The organism is Bradyrhizobium sp. KBS0727 (assembly GCF_005937885.2).
Classification (GTDB): Bacteria; Pseudomonadota; Alphaproteobacteria; order Rhizobiales; family Xanthobacteraceae; genus Bradyrhizobium.
The window spans coordinates 2,598,355-2,624,309 of the sequence record NZ_CP042176.1 but is presented as its reverse complement, the minus strand read 5'-3'; the positions used below and the strand labels follow the sequence as shown (position 1 = coordinate 2,624,309).

At 56.8% G+C, this 25,955-nt stretch carries 26 protein-coding genes and 1 tRNA gene; 21 read left to right on the top strand and 6 right to left on the bottom strand.

Annotated features, from left to right (window positions below):
* Nucleotides 1-117 precede the first annotated feature (117 nt).
* Nucleotides 118-1,461, bottom strand: a complete 1,344-nt coding sequence (locus tag FFI89_RS11850; RefSeq protein WP_138836697.1) for a PLP-dependent aminotransferase family protein — start codon at nt 1,459-1,461, stop codon at nt 118-120.
* Between the two features lie 224 nt (nt 1,462-1,685).
* Here FFI89_RS11850 and FFI89_RS11845 point away from each other — a divergent pair, with 224 nt between their 5' ends.
* The 3 genes from FFI89_RS11845 (at nt 1,686) to FFI89_RS34315 (ending at nt 2,922) form a co-directional block, all read left to right on the top strand.
* Nucleotides 1,686-2,444, top strand: a complete 759-nt coding sequence (locus FFI89_RS11845; protein ID WP_138839173.1) for a sulfite exporter TauE/SafE family protein — start codon at nt 1,686-1,688, stop codon at nt 2,442-2,444.
* A 99-nt stretch (nt 2,445-2,543) separates the two neighbouring features.
* A complete protein-coding gene (locus FFI89_RS11840) occupies nt 2,544-2,756 on the top strand; it encodes a hypothetical protein (protein ID WP_138836695.1) in 213 nt (70 codons plus the stop codon).
* Complete coding sequence (locus FFI89_RS34315) at nt 2,749-2,922, top strand: hypothetical protein (protein WP_168212868.1); 174 nt, start codon at nt 2,749-2,751, stop codon at nt 2,920-2,922. Before FFI89_RS11840 ends, FFI89_RS34315 begins: the two co-directional genes overlap by 8 nt.
* A 549-nt stretch (nt 2,923-3,471) precedes the next feature.
* Here the strand turns inward: FFI89_RS34315 and FFI89_RS11835 are convergent.
* Nucleotides 3,472-4,419, bottom strand: coding sequence for a LysR family transcriptional regulator (locus FFI89_RS11835; protein WP_138836691.1), 948 nt, complete (start codon nt 4,417-4,419; stop codon nt 3,472-3,474).
* Nucleotides 4,420-4,535: 116 nt separating this feature from the next.
* Here FFI89_RS11835 and FFI89_RS11830 point away from each other — a divergent pair, with 116 nt between their 5' ends.
* The 4 genes from FFI89_RS11830 (at nt 4,536) to FFI89_RS11810 (ending at nt 7,473) form a co-directional block, all read left to right on the top strand.
* Nucleotides 4,536-5,357, top strand: a complete 822-nt coding sequence (locus FFI89_RS11830; protein ID WP_138839171.1) for an SDR family oxidoreductase — start codon at nt 4,536-4,538, stop codon at nt 5,355-5,357.
* 97 nt (nt 5,358-5,454) lie between these two features.
* On the top strand, nt 5,455-5,811 hold the full coding sequence (locus FFI89_RS11825; protein ID WP_138836689.1) for a hypothetical protein: 357 nt from the start codon (nt 5,455-5,457) through the stop codon (nt 5,809-5,811).
* A 590-nt stretch (nt 5,812-6,401) separates the two neighbouring features.
* Nucleotides 6,402-6,833: a hypothetical protein gene (locus tag FFI89_RS11815; protein ID WP_138836685.1), complete on the top strand. Its 432-nt coding sequence runs from the start codon at nt 6,402-6,404 to the stop codon at nt 6,831-6,833.
* A gap of 238 nt (nt 6,834-7,071) precedes the next feature.
* Nucleotides 7,072-7,473 carry a hypothetical protein gene (locus tag FFI89_RS11810; RefSeq protein WP_138836683.1) on the top strand — a complete coding sequence of 134 codons (402 nt, stop codon included), beginning with the start codon at nt 7,072-7,074 and terminating at the stop codon, nt 7,471-7,473.
* Nucleotides 7,474-7,669: 196 nt separating this feature from the next.
* On the opposite strand, the gene FFI89_RS11805 is transcribed toward FFI89_RS11810, so the two are convergent.
* A complete protein-coding gene (locus tag FFI89_RS11805) occupies nt 7,670-9,031 on the bottom strand; it encodes an IS1182 family transposase (RefSeq protein ID WP_138836681.1) in 1,362 nt (453 codons plus the stop codon).
* A 222-nt stretch (nt 9,032-9,253) separates the two neighbouring features.
* Here FFI89_RS11805 and FFI89_RS11800 point away from each other — a divergent pair, with 222 nt between their 5' ends.
* The 4 genes from FFI89_RS11800 (at nt 9,254) to terL (ending at nt 13,653) form a co-directional block, all read left to right on the top strand.
* Nucleotides 9,254-9,949 carry a hypothetical protein gene (locus FFI89_RS11800; RefSeq protein WP_138836679.1) on the top strand — a complete coding sequence of 232 codons (696 nt, stop codon included), beginning with the start codon at nt 9,254-9,256 and terminating at the stop codon, nt 9,947-9,949.
* Between the two features lie 557 nt (nt 9,950-10,506).
* On the top strand, nt 10,507-11,838 hold the full coding sequence (locus FFI89_RS11795; RefSeq protein WP_138836677.1) for a DNA methyltransferase: 1,332 nt from the start codon (nt 10,507-10,509) through the stop codon (nt 11,836-11,838).
* Complete coding sequence (locus FFI89_RS11790; RefSeq protein ID WP_138836675.1) at nt 11,825-12,262, top strand: DUF5681 domain-containing protein; 438 nt, start codon at nt 11,825-11,827, stop codon at nt 12,260-12,262. Before FFI89_RS11795 ends, FFI89_RS11790 begins: the two co-directional genes overlap by 14 nt.
* Nucleotides 12,259-13,653, top strand: a complete 1,395-nt coding sequence (terL, locus tag FFI89_RS11785; protein ID WP_138836673.1) for a phage terminase large subunit — start codon at nt 12,259-12,261, stop codon at nt 13,651-13,653. Before FFI89_RS11790 ends, terL begins: the two co-directional genes overlap by 4 nt.
* Before the next feature lie 15 nt (nt 13,654-13,668).
* Here the strand turns inward: terL and FFI89_RS11780 are convergent, their stop codons facing one another.
* Nucleotides 13,669-14,151: a hypothetical protein gene (locus tag FFI89_RS11780; protein WP_138836671.1), complete on the bottom strand. Its 483-nt coding sequence runs from the start codon at nt 14,149-14,151 to the stop codon at nt 13,669-13,671.
* 412 nt (nt 14,152-14,563) lie between these two features.
* Here FFI89_RS11780 and FFI89_RS11775 point away from each other — a divergent pair, with 412 nt between their 5' ends.
* The 5 genes from FFI89_RS11775 to FFI89_RS11755 all read left to right on the top strand — a co-directional run bounded on the left by FFI89_RS11775 (nt 14,564) and on the right by FFI89_RS11755 (nt 17,645).
* Nucleotides 14,564-14,848 carry a helix-turn-helix domain-containing protein gene (locus tag FFI89_RS11775; RefSeq protein ID WP_138836669.1) on the top strand — a complete coding sequence of 95 codons (285 nt, stop codon included), beginning with the start codon at nt 14,564-14,566 and terminating at the stop codon, nt 14,846-14,848.
* A 136-nt stretch (nt 14,849-14,984) separates the two neighbouring features.
* Nucleotides 14,985-15,206: a hypothetical protein gene (locus tag FFI89_RS11770; RefSeq protein WP_138836667.1), complete on the top strand. Its 222-nt coding sequence runs from the start codon at nt 14,985-14,987 to the stop codon at nt 15,204-15,206.
* Nucleotides 15,207-15,299: 93 nt separating this feature from the next.
* Nucleotides 15,300-15,644, top strand: coding sequence for a DUF3489 domain-containing protein (locus FFI89_RS11765; protein ID WP_138836665.1), 345 nt, complete (start codon nt 15,300-15,302; stop codon nt 15,642-15,644).
* Nucleotides 15,641-16,135, top strand: coding sequence for a DUF2924 domain-containing protein (locus FFI89_RS11760; protein ID WP_138836663.1), 495 nt, complete (start codon nt 15,641-15,643; stop codon nt 16,133-16,135). Before FFI89_RS11765 ends, FFI89_RS11760 begins: the two co-directional genes overlap by 4 nt.
* Nucleotides 16,125-17,645 (top strand): recombinase family protein, encoded by a 1,521-nt coding sequence (locus FFI89_RS11755; protein WP_138836661.1) that lies wholly within the window; start codon nt 16,125-16,127, stop codon nt 17,643-17,645. Before FFI89_RS11760 ends, FFI89_RS11755 begins: the two co-directional genes overlap by 11 nt.
* Nucleotides 17,646-18,164: 519 nt before the next feature.
* Here FFI89_RS11755 and FFI89_RS11750 read toward each other — a convergent pair.
* Complete coding sequence (locus tag FFI89_RS11750; protein ID WP_138836659.1) at nt 18,165-18,815, bottom strand: DeoR family transcriptional regulator; 651 nt, start codon at nt 18,813-18,815, stop codon at nt 18,165-18,167.
* A 195-nt stretch (nt 18,816-19,010) separates the two neighbouring features.
* On the opposite strand from FFI89_RS11750, the gene FFI89_RS11745 reads away from it, so the two are divergent.
* The 4 genes from FFI89_RS11745 (at nt 19,011) to FFI89_RS34310 (ending at nt 22,660) form a co-directional block, all read left to right on the top strand.
* On the top strand, nt 19,011-20,504 hold the full coding sequence (locus tag FFI89_RS11745; RefSeq protein ID WP_138839170.1) for a recombinase family protein: 1,494 nt from the start codon (nt 19,011-19,013) through the stop codon (nt 20,502-20,504).
* Nucleotides 20,504-21,403 (top strand): plasmid partitioning protein RepB C-terminal domain-containing protein, encoded by a 900-nt coding sequence (locus FFI89_RS11740; protein ID WP_168212867.1) that lies wholly within the window; start codon nt 20,504-20,506, stop codon nt 21,401-21,403. The genes FFI89_RS11745 and FFI89_RS11740 overlap by 1 nt, the downstream gene beginning before the upstream one ends.
* The gene (locus tag FFI89_RS11735; protein ID WP_138836657.1) at nt 21,396-22,331 is read left to right on the top strand and encodes a plasmid partitioning protein RepB C-terminal domain-containing protein; all 936 of its coding nucleotides are present in this window, start codon (nt 21,396-21,398) and stop codon (nt 22,329-22,331) included. The genes FFI89_RS11740 and FFI89_RS11735 overlap by 8 nt, the downstream gene beginning before the upstream one ends.
* 253 nt (nt 22,332-22,584) lie before the next feature.
* A tRNA-Arg gene (locus FFI89_RS34310) sits at nt 22,585-22,660 on the top strand.
* Between the two features lie 70 nt (nt 22,661-22,730).
* Here FFI89_RS34310 and FFI89_RS11730 read toward each other — a convergent pair.
* Nucleotides 22,731-23,666, bottom strand: a complete 936-nt coding sequence (locus FFI89_RS11730) for a DUF4238 domain-containing protein (RefSeq protein ID WP_138836655.1) — start codon at nt 23,664-23,666, stop codon at nt 22,731-22,733.
* Nucleotides 23,667-24,062: 396 nt separating this feature from the next.
* On the opposite strand from FFI89_RS11730, the gene FFI89_RS11725 reads away from it, so the two are divergent.
* Nucleotides 24,063-25,820 (top strand): TOPRIM nucleotidyl transferase/hydrolase domain-containing protein, encoded by a 1,758-nt coding sequence (locus tag FFI89_RS11725; RefSeq protein WP_138836653.1) that lies wholly within the window; start codon nt 24,063-24,065, stop codon nt 25,818-25,820.
* The last annotated feature ends 135 nt before the right edge of the window (nt 25,821-25,955 follow it).

Below are 25,955 nucleotides of genomic sequence, written 5' to 3'. Positions count from 1 at the left end.
GTTCCAACGAGCAACCAGTCGCCGCCGCCGTCAAAATCTTTCCATTGAGCTTCTTACCCGCATAACGCCGCCGGTAACCTCGAAGAATTGTCGTACTCCTAACGGCCAACGCTTGGTTCATTCCGTCGAATCGAAATCGGCTTCGGTGCCATTGAGCATAGCAACGAGGGTGAGCAATCCTGCATCCAACTGATCCATGGTTGGAGCCGCCAATGCCAGTCTTACTGCATTCGGGGCATGTCCCGGAGTGGCCGCAAACGTCGTAGAGGGTGTCAAGGCAATGTCGCGCTTGGCCGCGGCCGCAACGAATGTCTGCGAGCGCCAATGCGCCGGCAGCGTCAACCACAAGTGATAGCATTTCTCGTTGGTCTGAATTTCGAAGTCGGAAAGACGACGGATTGCTATTTTTTGCCGCGCTCGCGCATCGAGGCGCTTAAGTCTCGTGAGCTCGGCAACTGTGCCGTCACCCATCAACCGCTCTGCCGCCGCGAACGCAAAACCCGATGCAGTCCATCCGCCCGAGCGCACCGAAGCCATCATGCTTTCGCGCAGCCGTTGGGGGGGCAAGATGAAGCCCAGCGTCAGGCCCGGCGCAACTTTTTTGGAAAGACTATCAATGACGATGCATGAATCCGGTGCGATCGCAGCAAGGGGTGGTTCGTCGCCGAGGAAACCATAGACATTGTCCTCTAAGATCGGGAGGCCAAGCTTTTCCACAACCCGCACGATATCTGCACGGCGCGCTGGAGGCATTGTCGTGCCTAGCGGGTTCTGGATCGTAGGCTGAATGTAAATGGCCGAGAGGTGGGACTCTCGATGTGCTTTTTGTACGGAGTCAGGCCGTACACCGTTTTCGTCCATCGCCAGCGAGACCAGCGAGATCCCCAGCCGGGCTGCGATGCCCTTAATGAAGGGATAGGTCAAAGCCTCCACGCCGCAGCGGCCGCCAATAGGAACGACAGCCGCAAGCGCCGCGGCAATGCTTTGCCGTCCATTGCCGGTGAAGACCAGTTGCTGGGGCGCTGGCAGCCATTCGCTTTGAGACAAATACTCGGCTGCAATGCGTCGCATCGTCGGCGTGCCAATGCTGGTAGCCTGTCTCAGTGCGGCATCGAGCGCAGCGGGCTTCTCAAGACCGTCCAAGCTTTTTGCAATGAGGCCGGTTTGCTCGGGCAGCATCGGGTAATTGAACTCGAAGTCCGTCCGGATACCGCGCGGCTCGCTTGCTGCCGCCACGCCGCGCTTGGCATCACCGGAGATGAACGTACCCCGCCCCACTTCACCGACAACGAGGCCCCGGCGCATGAGCTCTGCGTATACGCGGCTCGCTGTCGAAACGGCGATTCCTCTGTCGTAGGCAAAATTACGTTGTGGCGGCAGGCGTTCGCCCGGCTTGAGAACGCCGTTCGCGATCTCCGAGGCAACGGTGTCGGCTAACTTCAGATATTCAGACTTTGACATGGATTGTACCGAGTTCAATGTTTATTTAACTGAGTTCAATTTTATCATTGTACCGAGAAATGTATCGGATCATTCTCTCAAGCAAGCATCGAGTATATCGGAATCAAACGAGATTTTGCGGTCAAGGACCAACGGCCCGCTCGAACGAGCGCTGCGCCGAGGGAGGACCTTTGGCCTTAACGCAACCATTGGAGGTCGGAATGTCTGCAGTCCTTGCTACGCACATGCAACTGACAGTCGGCACGATCATGGTCACCTTTGCCGGCGTGTTTCTGATTTGCTTCATGAAGGGAGCGTTCGGCGGCGGATTTTCCATCGTCGGCATCCCACTGCTGTCGATGGTGATGGACCCGGTCACTGCGGGTGGCTTGCTCGCGCCCCTGTTCATCGCGATGGATCTGTTCGCGCTGCGCTATTGGCGGCCTTCGACTTGGTCGCGGCCAGATCTCGCACTCCTTCTGCCGGGGCTCGTGTCCGGCATAGGGCTCGGATATTTGCTGTTTCGCTTTCTAGATCACCGGGCCATTGCCATCGTGATGGCGGTGATGACCCTGGTCTTTGTCGGCCTCTGGCTTTTTGCAGGCGCGGAAGTGATCGTCCGTCCGCGTTCAACGCCAAAGGCGATCACGGCCGGCCTCGCTTCGGGAGTTACCACAATGGTGGCGCACTCGGGAGGCCCGCCACTCGCGATGTATCTCCTGCCACTCGGCCTTGGCAAGGACGTCTATGCGGGAACGACGAGTTTGTTCTTCACCGTTGGCAACGCAATCAAGGCAGTGCCATGGCTGCTAATCGTGAGACCGACCACCGACATCTGGATGCTGATGGCGATCTGCCTGCCGGCAATTCCAGCGGGTGTGTGGATGGGCTGGCGACTTCACGGCTCTCTGGATCAACGTCAGATCTATCGCGCCTGCTACGGATTGCTGGTCGTGACGGCATTGAAATTACTGTGGGATGGCATCGCCGGCTACCTCGCTTAAGTGAGCCGGTTCTCAAAGAACCGCAATGAAACCGAGCGTTGGAGAATGACTCGAATTTGATCGAGTACATTTTGTAGAGATAGAGAAAGGACAGCACCAATGGACATTACTTACTTTGAAGCCGTGATGGCGTTCTTCGGCATTGCGTCTATCGCAATCGGCTCGTTGGCCGACTACCTTGCGGGTTATGTGCTCCGAGAGGAGCACTCGCCGGTAAAGGATTTCAATATCTCACGTGCGCATTGGACGACCTCTTCTGGGATGCTGTACCAGACAAGGTACGGCAAAGGGGAGGAGGAGCGCCATGTTTGAGACAGATTCCGCTTCGAGGGGCGTGAAATTCGCTCTGCTGGAGGGGCAACTTCTCACAGGAGAACTCGATCAATCGACGTTCATTCAGCGTGTATCTGGCCTTGGCTTGGCTACGGAGATCGTATCCAAAGCCGCAGACAAGTTGCTCCCCGTTTCCGCCAATTAGACTGCCCGCCGTACCGGGCTGCGCTCGAGCTACGACTATGTCGTCATCGGCTCCGGAGCATCCGGTTCGGTTGTGGCGGCCGCCTCGCCGAAAACCGCGACGCACAGGTCCTCTTGCTCGAAGCGGGCGACGACGATCTGAGGCCCGCATTTTGATCACCGAGACGTGGTTCTTCAATCAAGGCGGAGATTTCGACTGGAATTTCGCCGTGGAGCCAAACCCGGATGTCAATAAGCTCGGTCGACTTCGATTGCGTGGTCCACGAGGCGCCCAGGACGCGTTTGTTCCGGTTGCTTTCGCTCAGAACCTGAGGCGGCGCGCGTCACTGGTTGCCCGACCGCCACCTGCTCAGGCTCTCTGTATTGCGTAGCAAAGCGGACATACCCTCCACATCAACTTTTGACCCCTTAGACATTTTCAGCCTGCACACCGCTTTTCCGTGCACGTTTCAGCCGCGCGAGGTAGCGCTGCCCACGTTGGAGGGGGTCAATTGAAGCCGTCGGATAAACGCCAACGGCATCCGTCGAGTGGAGTACTTGACCGTTTGTCTTATTTGGGCGACGTGCGGTCCGGGCGCTCGCGTAACGCGACCTGTTTGGCCATGCTGCCGAGACGAGCCTTGAAGCGCGGTACCACCAAATCAAGAAATGCGCGCAATTTGACCGGCATGAAGCGATTTGGAGAATAGACAAAATTGACGGGTTGCGGCGGCGGCTGAAAGTCCTGAAGTACCGGAATGAGCCCGCCCGATCTAATCAATTCGGAAACCTGGTAGGAAAACACAACTGTGAGTCCCAGGCCCGCGCGAGCGGCATCAAAGGCCGACTCCGTGTTGCTCACAACGAGCCGGGATCGTATCGGCACGGCGTATTCCGTCTTGTCGCGTTTGAGCCTCCACAGTGAGGGGGAATGCATCGCTGGATAGGTGATGCAGTCGTGGATGGAGAGGTCGTCCGGCGATCGAGGCGTTCCGCGCGATTTCAGATAGTCCGGGCTCGCGCACATCACGCGACGAATTTCTCCAGCCTTCACCGCGATCAAGCTGCTGTCGGTAAGTTCGCCAATCCGAAGGGCAACATCGATTTGCTCTTCCCAGAAATTGACCGGGCGATCCTGCAGACCAAGCTGGACATCGACGTCCGGGAATTTCGCCAGAAACTCCACAATGACTGGCTGCAAATGCAAGCGGCCCATTGCGACGGGTGCCGACACGACCAGATCACCTCGAGGCGTCGTGTACTCGCCAGAGGCCGCGCGCTCGGCCTCGGCTACATCTGCGAGGATGCGCTTCGCGGCGGCGATGTAGGAACGCCCCGCGTCGGTTGGCACAAGCATGCGGCTCGATCGGTTGAACAGTTTGGTTTGCAGGTGCGCTTCGAGCTCGGACACCTTTCGGCTCACGGTCGCAAGTGGCGCCTTCTGATGGCGCGCCGCTGCCGACAGGCTGCCGGCCTCGGCTACCGCCAGAACGATCGACATGGCCTCGAAACGATCCATTTCACGTTTCCATATTTTGGAAGGATATATCTCGATTTTGCCAGATACCCGGCCGTTTTGAAAGGGTCTATCTCCGATGCGCGACCACGGAAAGGGTCCACCCAGAGGAGATGAAGATGACTACGACCCAAGCCAACGGCACCGCCCTCGTTACTGGCGCATCAAGCGGCATCGGCGCGATCTACGCCGACCGGCTGGCGAAAAGAGGCTACGACCTCATTCTTGTCGCGCGCAACAAGACGCGACTCGCAACGCTGGCGCGTCGGCTCCGCAATGTAACCGGGCGAAGCGTGGAAACGGTCGAGGCCGATCTCACTTCTTCGGCTGACCTGCGGCGCATCGAGGACATCCTGCGCAGCGATGCCCGGATCACCACGCTGGTCAATAACGCGGGCGTGGGCTCTGCGGTACCATTGCTCGATGCCAACGTCGACAAGATGGAGGATATGATCCATCTGAACGTCACCGCACTCGCGCGCCTTACCTATGCGGCGGTCCCTGGATTTGTCGCTCGCGGTGGCGGCACATTGATCAACGTATCCTCGATTGTCGCGATCGCGCCGGAACTGTTGAACGGCGTCTATGGTGGCACCAAGGCTTTTGTACTGGCACTTGGCCAGTCGCTTGTTCACGAGTTCGCTGACAAAGGCCTCCGCATCCAAACCGTTCTGCCGGGTGCCACCGCCACGGAGTTTTGGGACATTGCAGGCAAGCCCGTCCACCAGCTCCCGGGCGAGATCGTGATGTCTGCCGACGACATGGTCGACGCGGCATTGGCCGGTCTCGACATTGGTGAAGCCGTGACCATTCCGTCGTTGCCGAGCCAGGCCGAGTGGGACCGGTTCAACGAGGCGCGCCGCACGATGTCCGGCAAACTTTCAAACTCCATTCCAGCGCCTCGCTACAACGTCCGTCAGAGCGGACACCTGAGCGCGTAGCCATCACCGGAGATCCGCCGTCAGCGAATGTACGGTGGCGAGCTCCAAACCCTGAGCCACCGATTTTGATCAATCACCTGAAATGAGGAGAACGCAAATGTTTACGAGCCGCCTTCATCAGACAACCACCCAAATTCGCAGAGCACTTTTCGCCACCACAGTTGCGCTCGCTTTCGTTGGGCCGGCCCACGCCGATGGTCTGCGTCCGATCGAAGCCAAGAGCATCGATCTCGGCGGAGTATCGGGCGTCGCTTACTACACGGTCGAGCGTGACGGGTTTCACGTCGTCACGACGCTGGCAGAGGGCGAAGCCGGAACGCCAATTCGAGTCGTGTCTATCCTTTCACCAGGGCAGCGGGTGGTTCTCTCGACACCGGCACCAGCGAGCGGAATCGAAATCAGCCGCGAAGGTGATCGCGTCCTCGTGCACCGGAGCAACCCTATCTCGAATTGAAGAGATCAGGATCGTTTCAAACAAACGAAACAGGAGGCTCTCATGGCAACTATTCATCTCCATCGGACGACAAGTATAACAGCGGAGCAATACATCGCTGCGCTCACCTACTTTGGACCCGGCCGTTCGAAACTCTTTGGCAACAGTGCCGACGAGTACCTCAAAGTGCATCAGAGGGGCCTGTCGGAGGCCGACGTCACTGAAGGCTCGGGAGGCGTCTGGGAACGCCTGCACTATGACTGGTCGGATCCCAACCATGTCGTACTTACAACCACCGACTCCAATGTATGGGGCGGTTCCTCGGGGCACACTTACACTTTCACCCGCCGCCCAGACGGTAGCACTGACATTGATGTTGTTGTCGTACGGGACGGCAAGAACTTGAAAGGATGGCTTCTGGGTCTTGTACTCGGGACGGTCGGCAGGAGGGTCTTGAAAACGGCATTCACCAACTCAGTCAAAGCCGTCGAAGCCCGTACGAGTACCTCTCGAGAGTCTTGGTCTCATGCGCCGGCGACCGTCGATTGGGCCCGTCGTGTCAATTCAGGATTTTAAGTCCAAGCATCTGTGATCCAACAAGGAGAACTGCCATGACCGCGCTATCTAGCACTTCTGTGACCGCTACGTCTGCCAAACACCACGAACTACCAAGAACACGTCTTAGCCTGTATTACCTCGCCGGCTATACGCTTCCGGTTGGTCTGGCTCTGATGTTCGTGCCGCAGCTGACGATGCAGCTGCTGTTCAGCAACCACGTCTATGATGACCTCGGGCTCCGCATCGGTGGAGTATTTCTCTTCTCGCTCGGGTTGATCGTATCCGGTATGATCATCCGAGAAGTGTCGCGCGCTTATGTAATAACACTGTTCGTGCGCGCTTTCATCATTACCGCGCTATTGACGCTCTTCATCCAGTATCGCGACCCGGCACTGCTGGCAACGAGTACGGTTGTTACAACAGGCTGGATCCTGACACTCCTCGGTTGGCGCAAAGACACAGCCGAGCAGCGTGGGCAAGGATGATCCCATGACAGTGAGGTCGAATTATATGGTGGATGGCGCGCCTCTCGCGCGTGCCGCCCGCCATCCCCCCGGGACGGTCAGTCCCAAAGGGAACATTGGGCATCCTCTTCGCTGGTTTGAACTGCTATCATGTGCCTCCCCTGCCTCAAGGGATAAAACGAGGCGAGCTGACGGAGCTGCGCAGCAAAGATCACCGAGAAGCGGGTTCAGTCTCAATCGGTCCGAGGAGCCATTCACCATGCATGCAATTCGAAAATTGCGTGAGTCAGGTCACGCTACCGTAGCTGACTACGAAAAACTTCTCGCTCCGAATGTTGTTTTTCACAGTCCTGTGTTGATACGGACTGCAGAAGGTCGCGCGGTAGTTGCTAAGATTTTCGCGACCTCGACCACTCTGCGAGAAGGCGCCTATACGGGCGAGTGGAAGCTAGATGACCGAAGAACCTTACTGAGGTGGAAAGGAAAAATTCAGGGGCACGAGCTGGAAAGTTTCGATCTTATCGAAGAAAACGACGAGGGACTGATTGTCGAGCGTACAATAGCTTTTCGTCCAATGCCCGCAGCGAAGCTTTTTCGGGATGCCATGCGCGCTGCCATGGGAAGCGCTATTCCAGACGATTACTGGGAATATTCAAATTAGGCGGATCGACGATCGCGTTCACTGCGATATCGGTTGGGAAGCCATTCGCCACTGATTTCGGCATGTCCGTTTTTGGGACTTAGCCGGCATGAGCGTCTGACCAAATGTCCGCTTTGCGCCGATTGTGTTGAAGAAGTCGGCGGCCCAACTGATTGGGATGTTGCAAGGGATTAGGCGTGCGTGGGTTTGTTTGCGCTCAGGCCGGCATTGGGGCGGGCAGCGGGATCAGCTTTGCCAGCTTTCGGAGGTTCTGGACGGTGGCAGCGAGGAGGAACTCGTCTTGAGCACCAAACGGACCTCTCAGCCTCAGCCTGTCGAGGCGCAGGATGCGCTTGAGATGTGCGAACAGCATCTCGATCTTCTTCCGTTCACGCCGCGACGTCACGTAGGCCTCAGTCTTGGCGATATCGCGCGCGACGTCTCGGGCGTTCTCGTAAATTGAACGCGGGACCTTGCGAGCAGGCATTTTCGGACAACACTGTGGCTTCAGCTCGCAGCCGTCGCAGTCATACTTGCTGGCGCGATAGAGCAGTGTTGCTCCATCGTTCACCAGAGTGCCGGTAGAGGTCAGCACCTTGCCGGCTGGACAGACGTAGATATCGGCTTCCTGATTGTAGTCGAAGTCTCCGCGCACAAACGTCCCATCGTCGCGGGCCGACTTGTCAAACACCGGAATGTGCGGCTCGATCGCGCGCTCGTTGACCAGCCACCCCAGCATCTCGGCTGACCCGTAGGCACTGTCGGCAGCCAGGCGGTCGGGACAGAGCCCGAGGCAATCTTCGGTGCGCTCAATCATTGTGCGTGCCGCACCGACCTCGGCCTGCCGGATGGCTCGCGCCGCCTCAACATCGACGATAATCGCTGCCTTCAGGTCGATCAGGTAGTTGTCGGCGTAGGCAAAGAAGGCATGCCCTTTGTGAGCGCCGGTCCATTGCGCGGCCGGATCCGACCTGGAGATGAACTTCGGTACCGTCTCGCTGGCTGCGCCCCAGGCAGCGTCATCCAGGGTATCGAGATATTCCCGGACGGATCGGCGCGTCTTGGCGACGGCCTCCCAGTCGACATCATCAGACCCGGCAGCAGAGCGCTGCTTGTTGGCATCGGCAGCAATCAGGCTTGCATCGACAGCAAAGGCCGTCCCATCAACCAACCCTTCTGCCATGCAGCGTCGCACCACGGCCTCGAACAGCTTGCGCAGCAAATCAGAATCGCGGAAGCGGCCATGCCTATTCTTGGAGAAGGTCGAGTGGTCCGGCACCTCGCCATCGAGGCCGAGCCGGCAGAACCAGCGGTAGGCGAGGTTCAGGTGCACCTCTTCGCACAGCCGCCGTTCGGAGCGAATGCCGTAACAGTAGCCAACCAGCAGCATCCGGACGAGCAGTTCAGGATCAATCGAAGGCCGGCCGATCGAGCTATAAAACGGCGCCAGATGGCCCCGAACCTCTGACAAATCGACAAAGCGATCAATTGACCTCAGCAAGTGGCCGGCCGGAACATGTCGCTCAAGTGAGAACTCGTAAAACAGTGCCGCCTGATCGATCTGCCGAGGACCCATCATCGATTCAAATCTCCACCCACTAAGGAGAAATGAATCAGCGATCTCCCTCGGCTTCAACAGTCGAGTTTTTCAACAATATCCGCCAGGAGCGACCGTTCCATAACCGCTCATTACGCGAAGCGATCAGCCTCAAAATTCCGTTGACAGACGAGACGGGGACCGTTTTGTTGACAGGAATCGTCGCTGAGTCTTGGCTATCGCCAAAAGCGCTGGGAGGCTTCCTTGTCCGTGCAACATTACCCACTTCTAAGAGAGGGTGAACGGAACCAACGACGAACTGTGTCGCACGCGATTGATGTTTTGGCCCAGGATGCAAACTTCGGTGGCGCCGATGTTGCCGAAGTCCGAGTCGGCACTTTGCGCTTGCCTTCACGAGAGCAAGTCGGATTGTTGAGCGTTTTCTTCGAAAACGAAAAACTTGGGAAATCTTTTGTCGTATCGCTTGCTACGTCGTCCGAGTTTACAGCTAGGTGTCAGGGTGAGGAAGCCGCACGCCAGTTCAGCATTTTTGAGCTAGACGGCGCCAAGGCGGGCAATGACAACATCGTTCGACTTTCAGATGGCACGGTCCTACGCGCGGTAGAAGTTATTCCCGCCAAACTACCACTGAAACCGAGCGACCTCGATTGGCGCATCGTTCATCATGTAATCTCGATCATGCAGGCCGAGGGCCAATGCTATCGCTCCCTGCGAGAACACGCGACACCAAATTGCTTGGACCTACCTCAAGAAATGATCCCTGAAGTTAGGTTTATTGACTGCAGCGCACTTGAGGGACTTGAGTTGCCTTCGCTCAAATACCTCGCACAGCAAATCGGTCGAAGGGAGCCTTCACTTAAGAGATTGTCGCGCCAGAAGGTCGCCGATGCGCTTTGTAACTTTGGAATACGTATTCCGGTAAGTCAGTCTCACGGGTGACGGTCGTAATTTTGCCATAAAGCGACTAGCCTTAGCGCGAATCAGTCACCAATTCCTAATATGCCATCTCCCTATTTTGTGGAGGTCGTCACTGTGCCCTCGCGCGAAAGCATTTCTGCAGTCGCCCCGAACCGCGACGCTACAAAGCAACGCGCTTCGCCTAAGCCAAAGAAGCGGAGAGCCAAATCCGGCAAGCGCGGTTGGAGCAAGTCGATCCGTATTCGCAACGAGACTATCGTCGATGGACGGCAACGCATGAGCGTCATTCGATTTCAAGAGCCTGCGACCGCTCCGGCCCATCGTCGGCGAAGATAAAGACTCACTGCCAACAAAGACCCAACGCGAACCCATCCCTCGGATGCCTCGCCAACGTTAAGGACGTAGGGATCGCGCATCGGGGTCGGTAGCCTGGTTGGACCGGACGCGTTCGTCCATACCGAGAACAGCTGGCCGTTCTGCAACAGCCTGTTGCCTCATTTCGACTGGGCTAGGAGCAGGTGCAACTCATCTCGATATGCTGGATATAGCGAGTTGCATTCCAATCGAATGGAGCTTGTATGTGCCTTCATCCCATCATCGAAATGCCAACTGGCAAACTCCGACCAAGCAAACGAAACGCGCGAACCCATTCTAAGAAGCAAGTCGAGCAGATCGTCAACAGTATCCGGCGATTCGGGTGGACCTATCCTATTCTAGTCGACGAGCTTGGCAATATCCTCTGTGGCGTCGGCCGCTGGCTGGCAGCGCAAAGACTGGGGTTGGCGAAGGTACCAGTCATCTCGTTAGCCCATCTAGGCGATGCCGAAAAACGCGCGCTTATGCTCGCCGACAACAAGATCGCCGCAAACGCGGCCTGGGACCGGAAGATTCTAGCAGCCGAGCTTGGTGAGCTCGCCATTCTTCTACCCGAGATCGAGCTGACGATGGAAATCACCGGCTTTGACACCGGTGAAATCGACAGTCTCATGGGCGATTTTGTCGATACCGAACGCGACCCTGCCGATGAACTACCGCAACTTGCCAGTAAATCAACCAGTCGGCTGGATGACCTGTGGCAAGCCGGCCGCCATCGAATTCTTTGCGGCGACTCTTGTGAGGCCGCACACGTTCGCGCCTTGATGGGCCGCCGACTTGCGGCCATGGCATTTAGCGATCCTCCCTACAATATCCGAATTAAATCAATTGTTGGCCGCGGCAAAATCAAGCATCGGGAATTTGCCCTAGCATCCGGCGAGATGTCTCCGTCTCAATTTGTCGCCTTCCTGAAGAAATGGATGAGGCTTGCGGCTCAATTTTCTGAAGATGGATCAATCCACTACATTTGCATGGATTGGCGTCACCTTGCGGAACTTCTCGCTGCGGGCGAAGACGTTTTTGCCGAACTGAAAAATATTGTCGTCTGGGCAAAAACCAACGCCGGACAGGGAAGTTTCTATCGCTCGCAGCACGAGCTGATATTCGTGTTCAAGAATGGGAATGGCCCGCACCAAAATAACATTGAGCTCGGTCGGCATGGTCGAAATCGCTCGAATGTCTGGACATACTCAGGCGTAAACACGTTTCGGGCCGGAAGGCTCGATGAACTGTCCGTTCATCCGACTGTCAAGCCGGTCGCACTTGTTGCCGACGCAATGCGCGATTGCTCGCGGCGTAATGACATCGTCCTCGATCTTTTCATGGGGTCAGGCACATCGATCCTCGCCGCTGAAAAAGTCGGCCGACGCGCGTACGGCCTGGAAATTGATCCCCTGTATGTCGATGTCGCCGTCAAGCGGTGGCAAGATTTTACCAAACGCGACGCCATTTTGAAGGCGACTGGCCAGACCTTCGACGAGGTGGCTGCCGAGCGCGCCCTCGCAATAGTGGGAGGATCAAATGGCCGCAGATAACGGTAAGCGAAAGCGCCGCCGTGTCGTTCGTCTTCGGCTTGAAGATGATGACGAAGACGTCGGTTACGGGAAGCCCCCTCGCCGCCACCAATTCAAACCGGGACAAAGCGGCAATCCTAAGGGCCGGAAGAAGGGCGTCAAAAACGAAATCACAATCCTCCAAGAATTGCTTCAGCACAAGGTTGTGCTGAATGAGCGCGGCAAGACCCGCAAAATTATCCTTCTCGAAGCGATTTTGCGAAAAATCGCTGAGGACTGCCTACGCGGCAACATCAAAAGCGTGGGATTCCTACTCAACCGCTATTACGCAGCCGCTGCAGGCAACGCCGCACAGGCAGACCTCAGCGAAGACGACAAAGAAGTTTTGGATGCCTATCTGCGCGACTTCAAAAAACCGTCTGAGGATGGAGGAGGTCAGCCATGAAAGAGCAAGATCTATTCAACGCTGTCTTGCGCAGCGACTTTAAGAGTTTTCTCCATCGCTGCATGCAGACGTTGAATCCCGGCGCCAAATTCATGGCCAACTGGCATATCGAGGCGATCTCCTACCAACTGCAGCGCGTCCGCGCGGGCGAGGTTACACGTCTGATTATCAATCTCCCGCCACGTTATCTCAAGTCCCTCACCGTCTCAGTAATCTTCCCAGCGTTTCTGCTTGGTCACAATCCTCGGCTGAAGATATTTGGCATTTCTTATGGCAACGAGCTGTCGGGCAAGCACGCCGCGGACTTCCGTGCCATCGTCGAGTCCTCATGGTATCGGCGCGCCTTTCCCAACATGCGCATTGCTCGTGCCGCAGACTCAGATGTTAAAACGACTCAGAGAGGTTATCGGAAATCAACGTCGGTCAATGCGGCTTTGACAGGCATGGGCGGCGACATGTTTATCATCGACGACCCGCAAAAGCCGGCGGATGCGCAGTCTGAGGTGCTTCGAAACGGAGTGACTCAGTGGTTCTCAAACACTCTCAGATCGCGGCTCGATAACAAGGAATCGGGCGTCATCATCGTTGTGATGCAGCGGGTGCATCTGCTTGACCTGACCGGATACCTGACGGAAAGCTCAGATGAATGGACCGTTCTCAGCGTGCCGGCGATTGCGGAAGCCGACGAGAAAATAGCGGTTGGACCGGAGAAATACTATCTACGTCGCGTCGGTGCGGCCTTGCATCAGGAATATGAATCGCTCGCAACGCTAGAGAAGCTGCGCAACGAAGTCGGATCGGACGTTTTTGCGGCACAGTACCAGCAAGCGCCCGTCCCTCCTGGTGGGGCAATGATCCGGAAGCAGTGGTTACGCTATTATGAGGTCGCTCCGGAGCGCACCTACCGAACCAAGGTCATTCAGAGTTGGGACACGGCGGCTAAGAACGGTGCCCAGAACGATTGGTCGGTCTGCACGACGTGGCTCATTCATGAAAAGCACTTTTACCTGCTCGATGTCACTCGAGGCCGCTACGAATACCCTCGGCTGCGAGAGACCGCTGCGGCGCTAGCGGAACGCTTCAAGCCCGGTGTGATTATGATCGAAGATGCCTCTACCGGAATTGCCTTGGCGCAGGAACTTCGTCAGGCCGGAACTTATGCAGTCAGACCGATCCCGGTCGAGCGGGACAAGATCGGCCGCCTGTATGTTCAGCAGTCCAAATTCGAAGCGGGGCTTGTACTATTCCCCAAAGCTGCACGGTTTCTCGCAGACCTGGAGACCGAGCTTTTGACTTTTCCGCAAGGCAAGACCGACGATCAGGTCGATAGCATTAGTCAGGCGTTGGCCTACAAGCCGGGCTACGATGCCTCGCTTTCGTGGGTCGGTTAGCGCGAAGCCATCCGGTCAGTGGTCAATTTCGACGGTTTCCTCGTAGCGACGCAACCTGAGCCGGCCGGATCCCATCATTGCGATCATCCGTTCGGCGTACGTGACCTGACGACGGACGATCGCAACCAGTTCGGTTTCAACACAGGAAGCTGTCGGGAGTGCCACGGCGAAGTCGAACCCCTCGTTATGTGTCACAAAACGTCGCCCAAGCGCTTCCAATCCAACTACCGCAAATCCGTAACGGAGATAGGGATATACTTGCTTGTGACGTTGCGCTTTAAAAGAGTAGGTGATGACGTCGTGGGACGAAAAGGTTCCCGACTTCAACTCGACCACGACGAGGGGAATTTCAGCCTTGCTAACGAGGACGTCGGTCTGAAAAGCGTACTGGCCGCGCCGTGGCGCCCCCTCTCCATCGTTGCTGATCTTTCCGGTGCCGTCGATTTCGATTCGGTACAGAAGGCTCGCGCCTTGCTGGACTTGGTAGTCATTCGACAAGGCAGAAGCGAGCACCTCCCTAACGTAGACAGTGGCCTCGTGCTCAGTTTGCTTGTTGGCAGACGTCCCCGCTATTTCTCCCATTTCGTCAGGCCATGCCAAAGAATGATTTAGCGTCGGTAGTGAACGAGATCGTTGTTCTCGACAACTCGCCCGAAACGTGCGCACCCGTAGAGCCGTTAGGCTGGCTGCGCATCCGCCAAATTCGCTGTCCTGGTAGCATGTATCTCTCCTTGCTGAGGTGAGGCCCAGTTGTTTGCTGGCCGTCTTTGGTGTTCCCGTCCGATAGCATTCGCTCGGCTGGGCCCCTGACATCCAGTGCAAAGCGCGAAAGCCGCGCCAGAAGACCAGATCGGAGTTAATATTATCCTGTTTTGGGATAATCCGATGATGGGATCAGCCTGCCTGGGCAATGACCCCTTCCCGCGGCATCGGCAAGACCGTTCATTCGGCCGACCAGACGGCTTTTTGCGCCCTGATGATTGCAGCACGCAAGGCGGCCGGGCTGACGCAACACGCGCTTGCCCGCCGGCTTGGGCGGCCGCAATCGTTTGTGGCCAAATATGAAGGCGGCGAGCGGCGGCTGGACGTCATCGAGTTTGTGGCGGTGGTTCGAGCCATCGGGGCCGATCCGGTCAGGCTGCTGCGAGATTTGGTGGCCGGCAAATCACCGCCTAGGGCCGCAAAAACTCCGTAAGGTAGGTGGCAGGGTTTCCTACCCACGATCATATCGTGATCCGAACGACCGAATCTTCGCCACAAGATTATCCACCATTCCGCTCGACTTCCCGCGGCGTTGGAGCGCTACTGACCGCCGTCAAGGAGGTTATTCAATGGATACAGCGGCCCTCAACGAAACCATAAAAATTTGCTTTGGCGAAATACACACCAAGCTGACGGAGGCGGTGCAGGTTGCAAAGGCGGCGGAGGCCTGTGCCAAGGCCGGTAGCCTCGACCAAGGTGTGGAAATTTCCATGGACATGGACCAGCTGCTTTACGATGCGGGTCGCCTGCACGATGCGATCTGTTTGATGAACCGAATCAAAGGACGCTAGTCGCCTTTCTCCTCTTTACGCTCTCGCCCTGTCATTCGGCAGGGCTGTCTCAGTGGCAGCACATGATGCTGTCGTTGATAACAGGAGAGCCAAATGGCTAAAGCCAAATCCAAATTGAAATCGAAAACCGCCAAGGGAGCGGCGAAGGCTGCGACCCCCAAGCGTCCATCTCCAGCGTTGACGTCGCAGAAGAAGAAAGGTCTAGCTCCACGCATCCCCCAGTTGTCATCGTCCAAACAGGACACCGTGCTCACCCTTCTTCGGCAGCCCAAAGGCGCGCCAATTGACGCCATCGTCAAGGCGACCGGATGGCAGCCTCACTCGGTCCGCGGCTTCTTCTCAGCCGTCGTGAAGAAGAAGCTCAAGCTGGCGCTGACGTCCGAAAAGCTTGGCGAACAGCGGTTCTATCGCATCGCGAAGGCTGGAGCTGCGGCATGAAGGAGCTGTGGCCGGCAGGCGCCAAGGTGAACCCTGCAGTTGAGGCCGAACTGGAGCGCCTGCCGGCCACCCCTATCGTCGAGCTTCGAAAACGCTACCGGGAGCTATTCAAGGCCGAACCACCCAAGGCCTTCGGCCCCGATTTGCTAAGGCGTAGCATCGCCCACCTCATCCAGGAAAGGGCCTATGGCGGCCTTCCCGCCGCAACGCAGCGCCTGCTCGACCAGCTGGTCAAGGCCGCAGCGACCAAGCCGGGCGCTCGCCTGGAATTACCCCGCCGGATCAAGCCAGGCTCCGAACTGGTGCGGACCTGGAATCGGCGGACCTACCGGGTCCGGATACTGGAGAAGGGATTTGCATATGAGGGCAAAACCTTCGCCAGCCTGTCTGAGATCGCGACCTCAATCACCGGGACCAGATGGAATGGCCCCCGGTTCTTTGGCCTGAGATCGGCTGGCTCCAGTGATGGAGGCGACGGCCATGCCGGCTGATTCAGTCAGGCCGCTTCGCTGCGCCATCTATACCCGCAAATCGACCGAGCACGGACTGGACCAGGAGTTCAATTCCCTTGACGCCCAACGGGAGGCTTGCGAGGCCTATATCAAGAGCCAGGCTTCACAAGGCTGGCGGCTCCTGCCGCAGCATTATGACGATCCTGCCTATTCCGGCGGCAATCTCGACCGCCCTGCCCTCAAGCGGCTGCTAGCTGACATCACGGTCGGCAAAATCGATGTCGTGGTGGTCTACAAGATCGATCGACTGACCCGGTCACTGGCGGATTTCGCAAAGCTGGTGGAGACCTTCGATGCCCGCTCGATTTCGTTCGTGGCGGTGACCCAGCAGTTTAATACGACCACCTCCATGGGCCGCTTGACTCTCAACGTCCTGCTGTCCTTTGCCCAGTTTGAGCGAGAACTGGCGTCCGAACGGGTCAGAGACAAGGTGGCGGCGTCCCGCAAAAAAGGCAAATGGACGGGCGGCACCGTGCCTTTGGGTTACGAAGCCCGGGACAAGAAGCTCGTCATCAACAAGGGCGAGGCTCAAACCGTCCGGACCATTTTCCAGCAGTATCTCGAACTGCGGTCCTTCGGCAAACTCGTCGCCGAACTAGATCGGCGGCGTATTGTCACCAAGCGGCGCAATACCAGGGTTGCCAAGTATAACGGAGGCATTCCCTTCACCTATGGTCCCCTCGCCCATTTCTTGAAGAACCGCATTTATCTTGGCGAGACCCATCACGGCGGCAAATGGTTCAAGGGGGAGCATGCCGCAATCCTGGACCGCGAGACCTTTGACCAGGTGCAGGGGCTGCTCAAGGAAAATAACGTCAGGCGCGGTACGAAATTCTCAGAGAGCGGCGCCCTTCTCAAGGGCAAGCTATTCGACGATAAGGGCAACCGGATGGGACCGACGTTTTCGAACAAGAATGGCGTGCGATACCGGTTCTATATCAGCACCGCCTTACGGGGGCGAAAGCACGCCGCGGGGTCGGTCAGGCGGATCTCGGCACAGGAGATCGAAAATCTCGTCGAAATGGAACTTCGGAAGAGACTCGATGCAGGAGAAACCGATATTGCGGTTGACCAGATGTTTGAACGTATCCAGCGCGTCACAGTGTCTGCCGGAAAAATTCAGATCACTTTGACAGACACGAGGGGCAACAGACGCCCGATTGAAATCCCTTGGGCGTCCAAGCCAAAAGATGAAATGCATGTCCAGTTTGTTTCATCCGAAACAAACGCCGACCCGAAACTGATAAAGGCAATTGTCAGAGCTCGGGCTTGGCTCGGCCAGCTCGCCGGGGGTCATCACACATCAATCGAAAGTCTCGCTGTTGCTGCAGGTTATAACCCAAAGGTTATTCGGCAGGGCCTCAGGCTCGCTTTTCTCGCGCCCGAGATAGCGAGAGCCGCTTTGCACGACAATACGCCTATTCGGCTCAAACAGATCCCTAAGACCATGTCTCTGTCCTGGCGAGAACAGCGGCAATCGATCGGTTGAGCTCAGGCGTCGTCGAATCTATCCCCGCTAATCCGCTGATCGGCTCTTTTGTAACCGTAGCGGAGCCCACCGGCTCCGCTACGTTTATCGCCGCGCATCGGCTTGTCGCTTGAGGCTCTCAATCCCGACAACATCGACGAACTGCATGCTGTCTATCTCGGGCAAGGGGGCTCCTGCCGCTCCGGATCCGTGTCTTCCTGGACTTTCTGGTCCAACGGATCAAAAATCAGGCACGACATCCCTGCTACCAGACCGAGAACGGAAAAATTCGTCGTTTTGTACGAGTTTTGTACGACATGGCGCGCCATTCAGAATAAAACTGCGAACCTTACGCAATTGAAATTTCTATGTAATTTTGATAGGCAGGCGGGGGCAAGCACCAGAGAGTTTAGTGCTCGTTAGATATTACCGACCGCAAGAAGGCAATTCACCGGAGCGAGAGCATCCGTTCAGCGTTGGACGAAGGTCAACGACCAACGATGCCTTAGTCCGGCTCATCATCGACGAAGCCCAAGGCCATCACAGTAACGACGTGTATGTGGTCATTTTCCGCCGATATCGCCCCTTTCTGCGTGATCCGACATACTCAAGGAGTTGCGCTTTCTGAAGAGCGCCAATATCCCGGCGTGCAGTTTTCAGGCTTACCCCCCATTTCGCCACAATCTCCTTAGCGCTGCACCGACCTCCCTCAGCGACACGGATCAGGAACCAGCGTTGTCGTTCACTCAGTTCGACTGGATCAGGGACATTTATAGGGACATGTTTGGAGACATTTTCAGAGACATTTTTTTGTGTATCTGTTGCTGACCTTCCGCCAGCGGCTTCGCCAGCGACATATGCTTTCCTGGCTGCCGCGAGCGAGAACCGATCCACCGGATCGGATAACGGGTTCGCCGCAGGGCTTTCGATCAATCCGAGTACGAAAGCCCTGATGATGCGCGACGAGACTACGAGACGCAGGAAATATACCGTATCCGGGCCATGCTGTGCGGAGAGCCAATGCTTAACGGTTCTTTCACTCGCATCGGTTTGACGCATGAGCTGTTTGATCGAGCGATGGCTATCGCCGTGCTCCTTGTGCAGTAGGTCAGCAATGGTCCGAGCGTAGGTTGCGCGCCCACCGAGAACGCCCGTCCATAGCGGTAATTTCCTGCCCTTTTTCGGCAACATCTTCCGTTTCCTCCGCAGTTAGACTGGATTCTGTAAGGAATGGCAGCAGAGGCCCGTTATGTGCTGCGGCGAAAAATCGCCCGGAGCACCCCAGTCGGGAATCAGGAAGCGCGAGATGTGACGAGCCGGATATTCTACGACGATAATCGGTCGGAACAACCGGAGCATCTTATTCGGGCAGCTGAATACGTCCGCATGTCGACGGACCATCAAAAGTATTCGACAGAAAATCAATCCGACGCGATCAAGCAATATGCCGAAGCTCGTGGAATCAAGATTGTTCGAACCTATACTGACGCTGGGAAAAGCGGCCTGAAGATCGAGGGACGTGATGCGCTGAGGCAGCTCATCGAGGATGTCCAAGCCGGCAGTATTAACTTCACATTGGTTCTCGTCTACGACATCAGCCGCTGGGGTCGATTTCAGGATGCTGACGAAAGCGCCTACTATGAATACATCTGCCGGCGTGCGGGCATTGCCGTCGAATATTGCGCCGAGCAGTTCGACAACGACGGCAGCCCGATCTCGACCATCGTCAAAGGCGTCAAGCGCGCGATGGCCGGCGAATATAGCCGCGAGCTATCTACTAAGGTATTCGCTGGCCAGGGGCGACTGATCGAAAAGGGCTACCGGCAAGGAGGCCCAGCGGGCTTCGGCCTACGGCGGACCTTGATCGACGAACACGGCGCGATCAAAGGAGTTCTTGGACGCGGCGAGCATAAGAGCATCCAGACCGACCGGGTGATCCTGACCCTTGGTCCCGTGGAAGAAGTCCATCTAGTCCGCAAAATCTATCAGGCCTTCGTCAATCAAGGAAGTAGCGAGGCTGACATCGCGGCCGAACTCAATGAACAGGGCATTCAGACCGACCTTGGACGCTCCTGGACCCGGGGCACAGTCCATCAGCTTCTTATCAATGAGAAATACGCCGGCGACAACGTATGGAACCGCCGTTCCTTTAAGCTGAAAAAGAAGCGCGTCCGGAACGAACCTGAGATGTGGATCAAGGCGCACGATGCGTTCGACGCCATCGTCGAGCGCAAACTGTTCGAGGCGGCCAAAACCATAATCAATGCACGCTCATTCCGCTTGAGCGACGAGGAGATGCTGCAATCGTTGAGGGGGCTCTATCAACAGAAGGGCTTGCTTTCGGGAATAATCATCGACGAATGCGACGCTCTACCATCAAGCAGCGCTTATAGTACCCGATTCGGCAATCTGCTTCGGGCCTATCGCATGGTTGGATTCACACCAGATCGCGATTATCGCTATGTCGAAATCAATCGTGAGTTGCGTAAACTCTATCCCACGATTCTGCGCGAGATGCTCGATGGATTGCGCACCACCGGCAGCAATGCCTGGCAAGATCTCCAGACCGACCGTGTGGTCGTCAACGGTGAGTTCAGCCTCTCAGTGGTCGTGGCTCGATGTTGCGCGACAGCGACCGGGCTTTTGCGCTGGAAACTACGGTTCGACACGTCGCTTGCGCCTGACGTCACGATCGTCGTCCGCATGAACGGCACCAATCGTGCGCCGCTCGACTACTACCTTTTCCCGCGCATCGATATGATCTCCAAACATTTGCGACTGACCGAGGACAATGCCTTTGGTCTCGACGCTTACCGCTTCGATGATCTCGCTCTTCTTTATGAACTCGCAACGCCTATCGCGCTTTCGGAGGCGGCCTGATGCCCGCTGTTCATCAAAAACGGATTGAGATGATTCCCATCTCCCGGATTACCGTTCTAAATCCTCGCGCGCGCAACAAGCGCCAGCATCGGGAGATCGTGAACAACATCGAAGCGATTGGCCTGAAGCGCCCGATCACGGTGAGCCGCCGCGATGGGATCGGTGGCCCCAGATATGATCTCGTCTGCGGGGAAGGTCGACTAGAAGCCTTCCAAATGCTCGGTCAGACCGAGATCCCGGCCGTCGTGATCGAGGCCAGCGAGAGCGAATGTCTGGTGATGAGCCTCGTCGAAAATATCGCACGACGCACGCCGCGCCCGATTGACCTCATGCGGGAGATCAGCGCTCTCCGATCGCGCGGTTATAACGACACGGTTATCGCCGAAAAGATTGGAGTTGGTTCATCCTGGGTCAATATGATTGCCTCGCTCCTCGAGCGCGGCGAGGAGCGTTTGGTCGCCGCGGTCGAGACTGGCCTCATACCGATTACACTGGCGATGGAGATCTCCAAGGCGGAGACGGAACTTGCCCAAAATCTGCTCCTTGATGCTTATGAAACCGGTCAACTAAGAGGTAAGAAACTTGCTGCCGTTCGGCGTATGCTCGACATGCGGCTACGGACTCAGGGCAAGGGATTGCCGGTTGGGCGTCTGGGGCGAAAGACTATCAGCCGACGGATGACGGCCAGTGATCTTATGCAGGTTTATCAACGTGAAGCCGAAAAACAGCGCTTGCTGGTCAAGAAATCGGACTTCGCCCAGACCCGGCTTCTCTTCCTTGTTGAGGCGCTGAAGGAGTTGCTCGCTGATGACAGCTTCATAAACCTGCTGCGAGCGGAAGGACTATCGACGATGCCTCGGGCGCTTGCCGCCCGCGTATCGGGAGGTGATCATGGCTGATGCACCGGAAGGCCGGGAGGATGGCAATATTCGTTTGGCTTTTGAGCGAAACTTCCTGACCATCCCTGTGTCAGCAATCGTTTCGCTTAAAACGTTGCCGGATGGCGCCAGAGCGAGCCGGACCTATGCGCAGATTTTGAGTTCTATCAAGGCGATCGGCTTGATCGAAGCTCCAGTCGTCATGGCAGACCCAACGAATCTAGGAACGTGGTTCCTTCTCGATGGCCATCTGCGGATAGAGGTACTCAAAGAACTGGGCATCGCTGAGGTCGAATGCTTGCTGGCCACTGACGACGACACCTATACCTATAACAAACGTGTCAACCGCATACCCCCGATCCAGGAGCATCGGATGATCGCACGCGCCATGGAGCGCGGTGTCTCATCCGCTGACATTGCAAACGCCTTAAACCTTCAGGTCTTGTCTGTTCTGCGGAAATTCCGACTACTGGAAGGGATCAGTTCCGAAGCCGCTGAAATGCTAAAAGATACACCTTGTTCGATGAAGGTGTTTGACATTCTACGTCAACTCTCCGCTGTTCGTCAGATTGAAGCCGCCGACCTCATGATTGGTCAAAACAACTTTACGGTCATGTTTGCCCGAGCGCTGCGGGCAGCCACACCAGAAAGTCAGCTCGTTGTCACCAAGAAGGGAAAGGGAGGCGGCACCCCGACACCTTCGGGTCAACAGATTGCCCGCATGGAACGGGAACTAGCCGCGCTGCAAACCCAAGTCGAGTCCGTCGAGGATAGCTACGGTATCGAAAATCTACATTTGACGGTGGCGCGCGGATATATAGCCAAGCTTCTTGCTAACAAACGAATTGTTCGTTGGTTGACGAACCACCAGCAGGATTATCTCATCGAGTTTCAAAAGATCGCCGAGATCGACACACTCGGCGCGATCGCCGAGGCACCGAGCGCCTGAAGGGACTGGATCTAATCCATCCTATCAATCAGCGTGCAAATCTCTTGCTCGTACGCCTCGACAAGTGTGCCGTCCGCCTCGCCAGCGACTCGCCGAGAGCAACGGGAATATCGACGCGTGCGGACGCGAAAGCCGAATTCGGCGATATGCCGATGGACGTCCGCTAATGAGATGGACCGGCTGCTCCCCCGCGGGGAAAGTGCACCAGGAACAAACGTTCGCCAATCGAATGTTGTGGAATATCTGTAGATTGGCACTTTCCACGGAGCAGGATGGATTAACGGAATTCTACTCCGCCGGTTGCAGGTTCGAATCCTGCTTGGATTGCTAGTCTAAACAATTCTCAGCGCGGTGAGCATAGACTGTCTTTCATAAACGCTGGAGGATGCGGCAGGCTTGCTAGCCGCCAGACTTCGAGACTGAAGAAGCCCAGTCGGTCGACCGGTGAAAGACCATGCGCAGGCCATCGGACTTTTCGAGGCGATAATAAGCCCACATCATGTCCTGGACCAGTTCGTCGTTGGCGTCCGTGATCATATGGCGGACATGCGGGAAGTGGCCAAATTGCCCGGCGAACTGCCGGTTCATGCCTAGCCGGAAATCCTCACCCTGCTCGACATTGAGAAACGCATCATCGAAATCCGCGAGGACCAGGTTCACAAGTGTCGTTGGATTGAGGGCGAGGTTATATGCGAACGGCACCATCCCGGGGAGCGGCAGCCGCAACGCAGGATGCTCCGGAGCCCGGGTTGCCAAAACGGGGATGGTTGACGTCCGAAACGCGCTGGCCGTGCGAACGACGGTCACACCAGCCCCGCGATAGGCCGCCTCGCTCCAGTCGGTTGCGGCCGACATATAATTGAACATTTCCTTGGTGAGATCTGCGTTCGCGCGGAGTTCCGCATAGTATGCGCGCTCCTCGTCCGTAAAGGGTATATCGCCTTCGGGCTGCGCGGCGAGCTGCGCAAGCTCCAGCTGCGTGGCAAGGTAGTGCGGCGTACGCGCTTCGAGATGCCGGACCAGAGCATACAGGATCGGCTTGTCGGATCGATCAAGGGCGTCCGCACGACCGCTTTGAATCTTGGCCCAGGTGTCGCTTTTTGAGATTGGCGTCTCGATGGAGCGGTTGATCTCGTCCTCAACCGAGACCGGGACACCGGCATAGGTATGCACATAGAGGTCGCGTTCGAAGCCAAGTCCTTCGATCGATCGCTCTGCCCAGACGGCATACTCGCCGCTTTTGGCGAGCGTCCGAACCTTTTTCTTCTCGGGATCAGACGCAAAGTTCCGCAGATAGAACTGCGGCACGTAGTGGTGGTTACGCGGGGTGTTCATGATGCCAAGAGAGACAGTTCAACGGCGAAAGCAGCCACCGTTGAACGTCGGTGGTGTGCGGAGGTCAGCAACATACCATACCCGACGCCACAATTCTCAACCTTTGCAAAAAGAGACCGAGGCCGCCCGGTTGGTGCGGCTCGGTGCACGAGCGCCCGGTCAGCGAAGCTGGCGGCTGCATTCCTCCGCGGGATTGACAAAGATCTGCTATGATTTGTGGACTAGATTCGTTGTGTTGCGGCAGCTCCCAAGCGCGGTCGCCTTATTGTCGCAAAGTTTAGGTGGTGCTTGCCGCACGGAATACTCAATACCCTCGTTGACCGGGAGGCCTATCGCGTTTGTCCGTTATTGCCGTTGGGCAGTCTCGTTGACTTCTGCCGCGCTCGGAAGATGGATGTGCGAGCTGAGCGTCTGCGTCGGCTGGAGCGGCTCGGCCTGTTTCTACCTATGCTACGCATCTACCGAATCGACGTGCCGCACAAGGTGGAATACCTGGATGATGGTCGCCGTTACCGTGATCTTGGGCAAGTAGGCGAAGACGAAGCTTGGGACGGCGCCATACAAACGGAGCTGGCAGGATTTGATTTCAGTCAGCGTGTGATCCGGAGCTGGTTGGAGCATGGAAATGCATGGGACCCGCGGATTCAGACATCGCCACATTCAACAACGATCGACACGGAACTCCGGCGTCACGAATGCTACTATTCACAATTTCAGATCTTTGAGCTCGAGCATCTGCTCCGGGCTCTGACCGCGACCGTCGAAATCGAGTGGGCGCTTAGTGACGACGCAACAATCGATCCTGAATGGGGGGATCAGCTCAAGTCCAACCTTTCTGAGTACGCTGCCCGCGTCGTCGCGCGGGAAACGCTGGTTTCGGGCGTCGAGATAGGCGCCATCTGCCAAGTTATCTCCGACCGATATTACCCAAAAACACAAGGCGACGAACGCCACGTCACGATTCCGATGGGACTCTCCCATTTTTCCAATTGGGAATGGTATGCTTTCGCGCGCCAATGGGATGCGGCAGGTGTCGCTGGCGCGCTCGGTCTCGACAAAGCCGGTCTCAAGCGTATCTATGAGCGTGTGTTTCTTCAGTATCGACTAATCGATCCGCTGGAGAACTGGCGAGGGCTGGCGCGCTTTATCCGCGTCGAGAAGCGCCAACGGCTAAAGGACGCGGCCTTGAGAGCGCAGGCGTTCGGCGAGATGGCTAAAATGCTTCGGTTGTTCTACCAGGACGCGTTCGGCGAGACCCTTGATGCACACGGCGAGTACGGCCGGACCGTTATTGAACGCACGCCCGACATCATGGCAGAGGACGATCCCTTGCGGGCACTGGAGCTTGTCGCCAATGATTTTGGCGTCAATCCAAAACCGCAGCTTGTGCTTTTCGTGGAAGGCGCGACCGAGCTTACGGTCGTGCCAATGCTCTTCGACAAAATGTACGCGACAACGCTTGGCGTCCTTGGCATTGAATTGGTCAACGTGAGAGGCGTGTCGAACGCAACCGGTGGATCCGATAGCTCGTACAGCGCGTTGTGGCGTCTGATTGATTATCTGCATCATCACCAGACGTTCGCTTTTGTCCTATTGGACAATGAAGGCCTTGCCCCGACGAATATCGGTAAGGGCCTGCGGCGGGCGACGTCTATCCATTTTCCGGATCGACGCGTTACGCGGCCGAACTATGTCAAGTTATGGAAGCTGTCCTTCGAGATGGACAACTTCAATGACGCCGAACTCGCGAAGGCGCTGACGCGCTACGCTGAGGGGCAGGCTGCGTTTTCGGCCGCCGACGTTAAAGAGTGCCGCGAGAGTGCCAGCCTTCCGAAAAAGAAGGCCAAACTCCGCACCCTCGACGTCCTCTATACGGAGCGCATAGGACGGAATCTGAACAAGCCTCAGTTCGGGCGCGAGCTGATCGATCTCATGTTCGACACCGCGACCAAGCGAAAGCCTCAGCATCGCCCGATTGTGCGCTTTCTTGAGAAGGTGGCTGAGCGAGCCGGGCGCAATCATCAGCCGCTGACCCAGGCGATGTGGGAATACAACCAGCGCACCGGTTATTTCGGGACGCTTCGTCCCGGCGCGGTCGGGCGACGTAAAAGTCCTTTTGGAGCGCTAGTCCGGAAACCCAAAAAGCCCAAATAGAGTTCAACTAGGCAAGCCTTCGTTGCGAATCGACCATGAGCCGGCGGCGGCAACGCCAAGCGGGAATGGTAGGCCATTGAAAACGCTTCGGATTTTTGGCTCGCTTGCGAGTGGCGGCCTACAACCTAAGTTCGT

What these genes read in the sequence shown, in the direction of transcription:
- FFI89_RS11850 (WP_138836697.1), bottom strand. Translation starts at nt 1,461, where the DNA reads ATGTCAAAGTCTGAATATCTGAAGTTAGCCGACACCGTTGCCTCGGAG.
- FFI89_RS11845 (WP_138839173.1), top strand. Translation starts at nt 1,686, where the DNA reads ATGCAACTGACAGTCGGCACGATCATGGTCACCTTTGCCGGCGTGTTT.
- FFI89_RS11840 (WP_138836695.1), top strand. Translation starts at nt 2,544, where the DNA reads ATGGACATTACTTACTTTGAAGCCGTGATGGCGTTCTTCGGCATTGCG.
- FFI89_RS34315 (WP_168212868.1), top strand. Translation starts at nt 2,749, where the DNA reads ATGTTTGAGACAGATTCCGCTTCGAGGGGCGTGAAATTCGCTCTGCTG.
- FFI89_RS11835 (WP_138836691.1), bottom strand. Translation starts at nt 4,419, where the DNA reads ATGGATCGTTTCGAGGCCATGTCGATCGTTCTGGCGGTAGCCGAGGCC.
- FFI89_RS11830 (WP_138839171.1), top strand. Translation starts at nt 4,536, where the DNA reads ATGACTACGACCCAAGCCAACGGCACCGCCCTCGTTACTGGCGCATCA.
- FFI89_RS11825 (WP_138836689.1), top strand. Translation starts at nt 5,455, where the DNA reads ATGTTTACGAGCCGCCTTCATCAGACAACCACCCAAATTCGCAGAGCA.
- FFI89_RS11815 (WP_138836685.1), top strand. Translation starts at nt 6,402, where the DNA reads ATGACCGCGCTATCTAGCACTTCTGTGACCGCTACGTCTGCCAAACAC.
- FFI89_RS11810 (WP_138836683.1), top strand. Translation starts at nt 7,072, where the DNA reads ATGCATGCAATTCGAAAATTGCGTGAGTCAGGTCACGCTACCGTAGCT.
- FFI89_RS11805 (WP_138836681.1), bottom strand. Translation starts at nt 9,031, where the DNA reads ATGATGGGTCCTCGGCAGATCGATCAGGCGGCACTGTTTTACGAGTTC.
- FFI89_RS11795 (WP_138836677.1), top strand. Translation starts at nt 10,507, where the DNA reads ATGTGCCTTCATCCCATCATCGAAATGCCAACTGGCAAACTCCGACCA.
- FFI89_RS11790 (WP_138836675.1), top strand. Translation starts at nt 11,825, where the DNA reads ATGGCCGCAGATAACGGTAAGCGAAAGCGCCGCCGTGTCGTTCGTCTT.
- terL (WP_138836673.1), top strand. Translation starts at nt 12,259, where the DNA reads ATGAAAGAGCAAGATCTATTCAACGCTGTCTTGCGCAGCGACTTTAAG.
- FFI89_RS11775 (WP_138836669.1), top strand. Translation starts at nt 14,564, where the DNA reads ATGACCCCTTCCCGCGGCATCGGCAAGACCGTTCATTCGGCCGACCAG.
- FFI89_RS11770 (WP_138836667.1), top strand. Translation starts at nt 14,985, where the DNA reads ATGGATACAGCGGCCCTCAACGAAACCATAAAAATTTGCTTTGGCGAA.
- FFI89_RS11765 (WP_138836665.1), top strand. Translation starts at nt 15,300, where the DNA reads ATGGCTAAAGCCAAATCCAAATTGAAATCGAAAACCGCCAAGGGAGCG.
- FFI89_RS11760 (WP_138836663.1), top strand. Translation starts at nt 15,641, where the DNA reads ATGAAGGAGCTGTGGCCGGCAGGCGCCAAGGTGAACCCTGCAGTTGAG.
- FFI89_RS11755 (WP_138836661.1), top strand. Translation starts at nt 16,125, where the DNA reads ATGCCGGCTGATTCAGTCAGGCCGCTTCGCTGCGCCATCTATACCCGC.
- FFI89_RS11750 (WP_138836659.1), bottom strand. Translation starts at nt 18,815, where the DNA reads ATGTTGCCGAAAAAGGGCAGGAAATTACCGCTATGGACGGGCGTTCTC.
- FFI89_RS11745 (WP_138839170.1), top strand. Translation starts at nt 19,011, where the DNA reads ATGTCGACGGACCATCAAAAGTATTCGACAGAAAATCAATCCGACGCG.
- FFI89_RS11740 (WP_168212867.1), top strand. Translation starts at nt 20,504, where the DNA reads ATGCCCGCTGTTCATCAAAAACGGATTGAGATGATTCCCATCTCCCGG.
- FFI89_RS11735 (WP_138836657.1), top strand. Translation starts at nt 21,396, where the DNA reads ATGGCTGATGCACCGGAAGGCCGGGAGGATGGCAATATTCGTTTGGCT.
- FFI89_RS11730 (WP_138836655.1), bottom strand. Translation starts at nt 23,666, where the DNA reads ATGAACACCCCGCGTAACCACCACTACGTGCCGCAGTTCTATCTGCGG.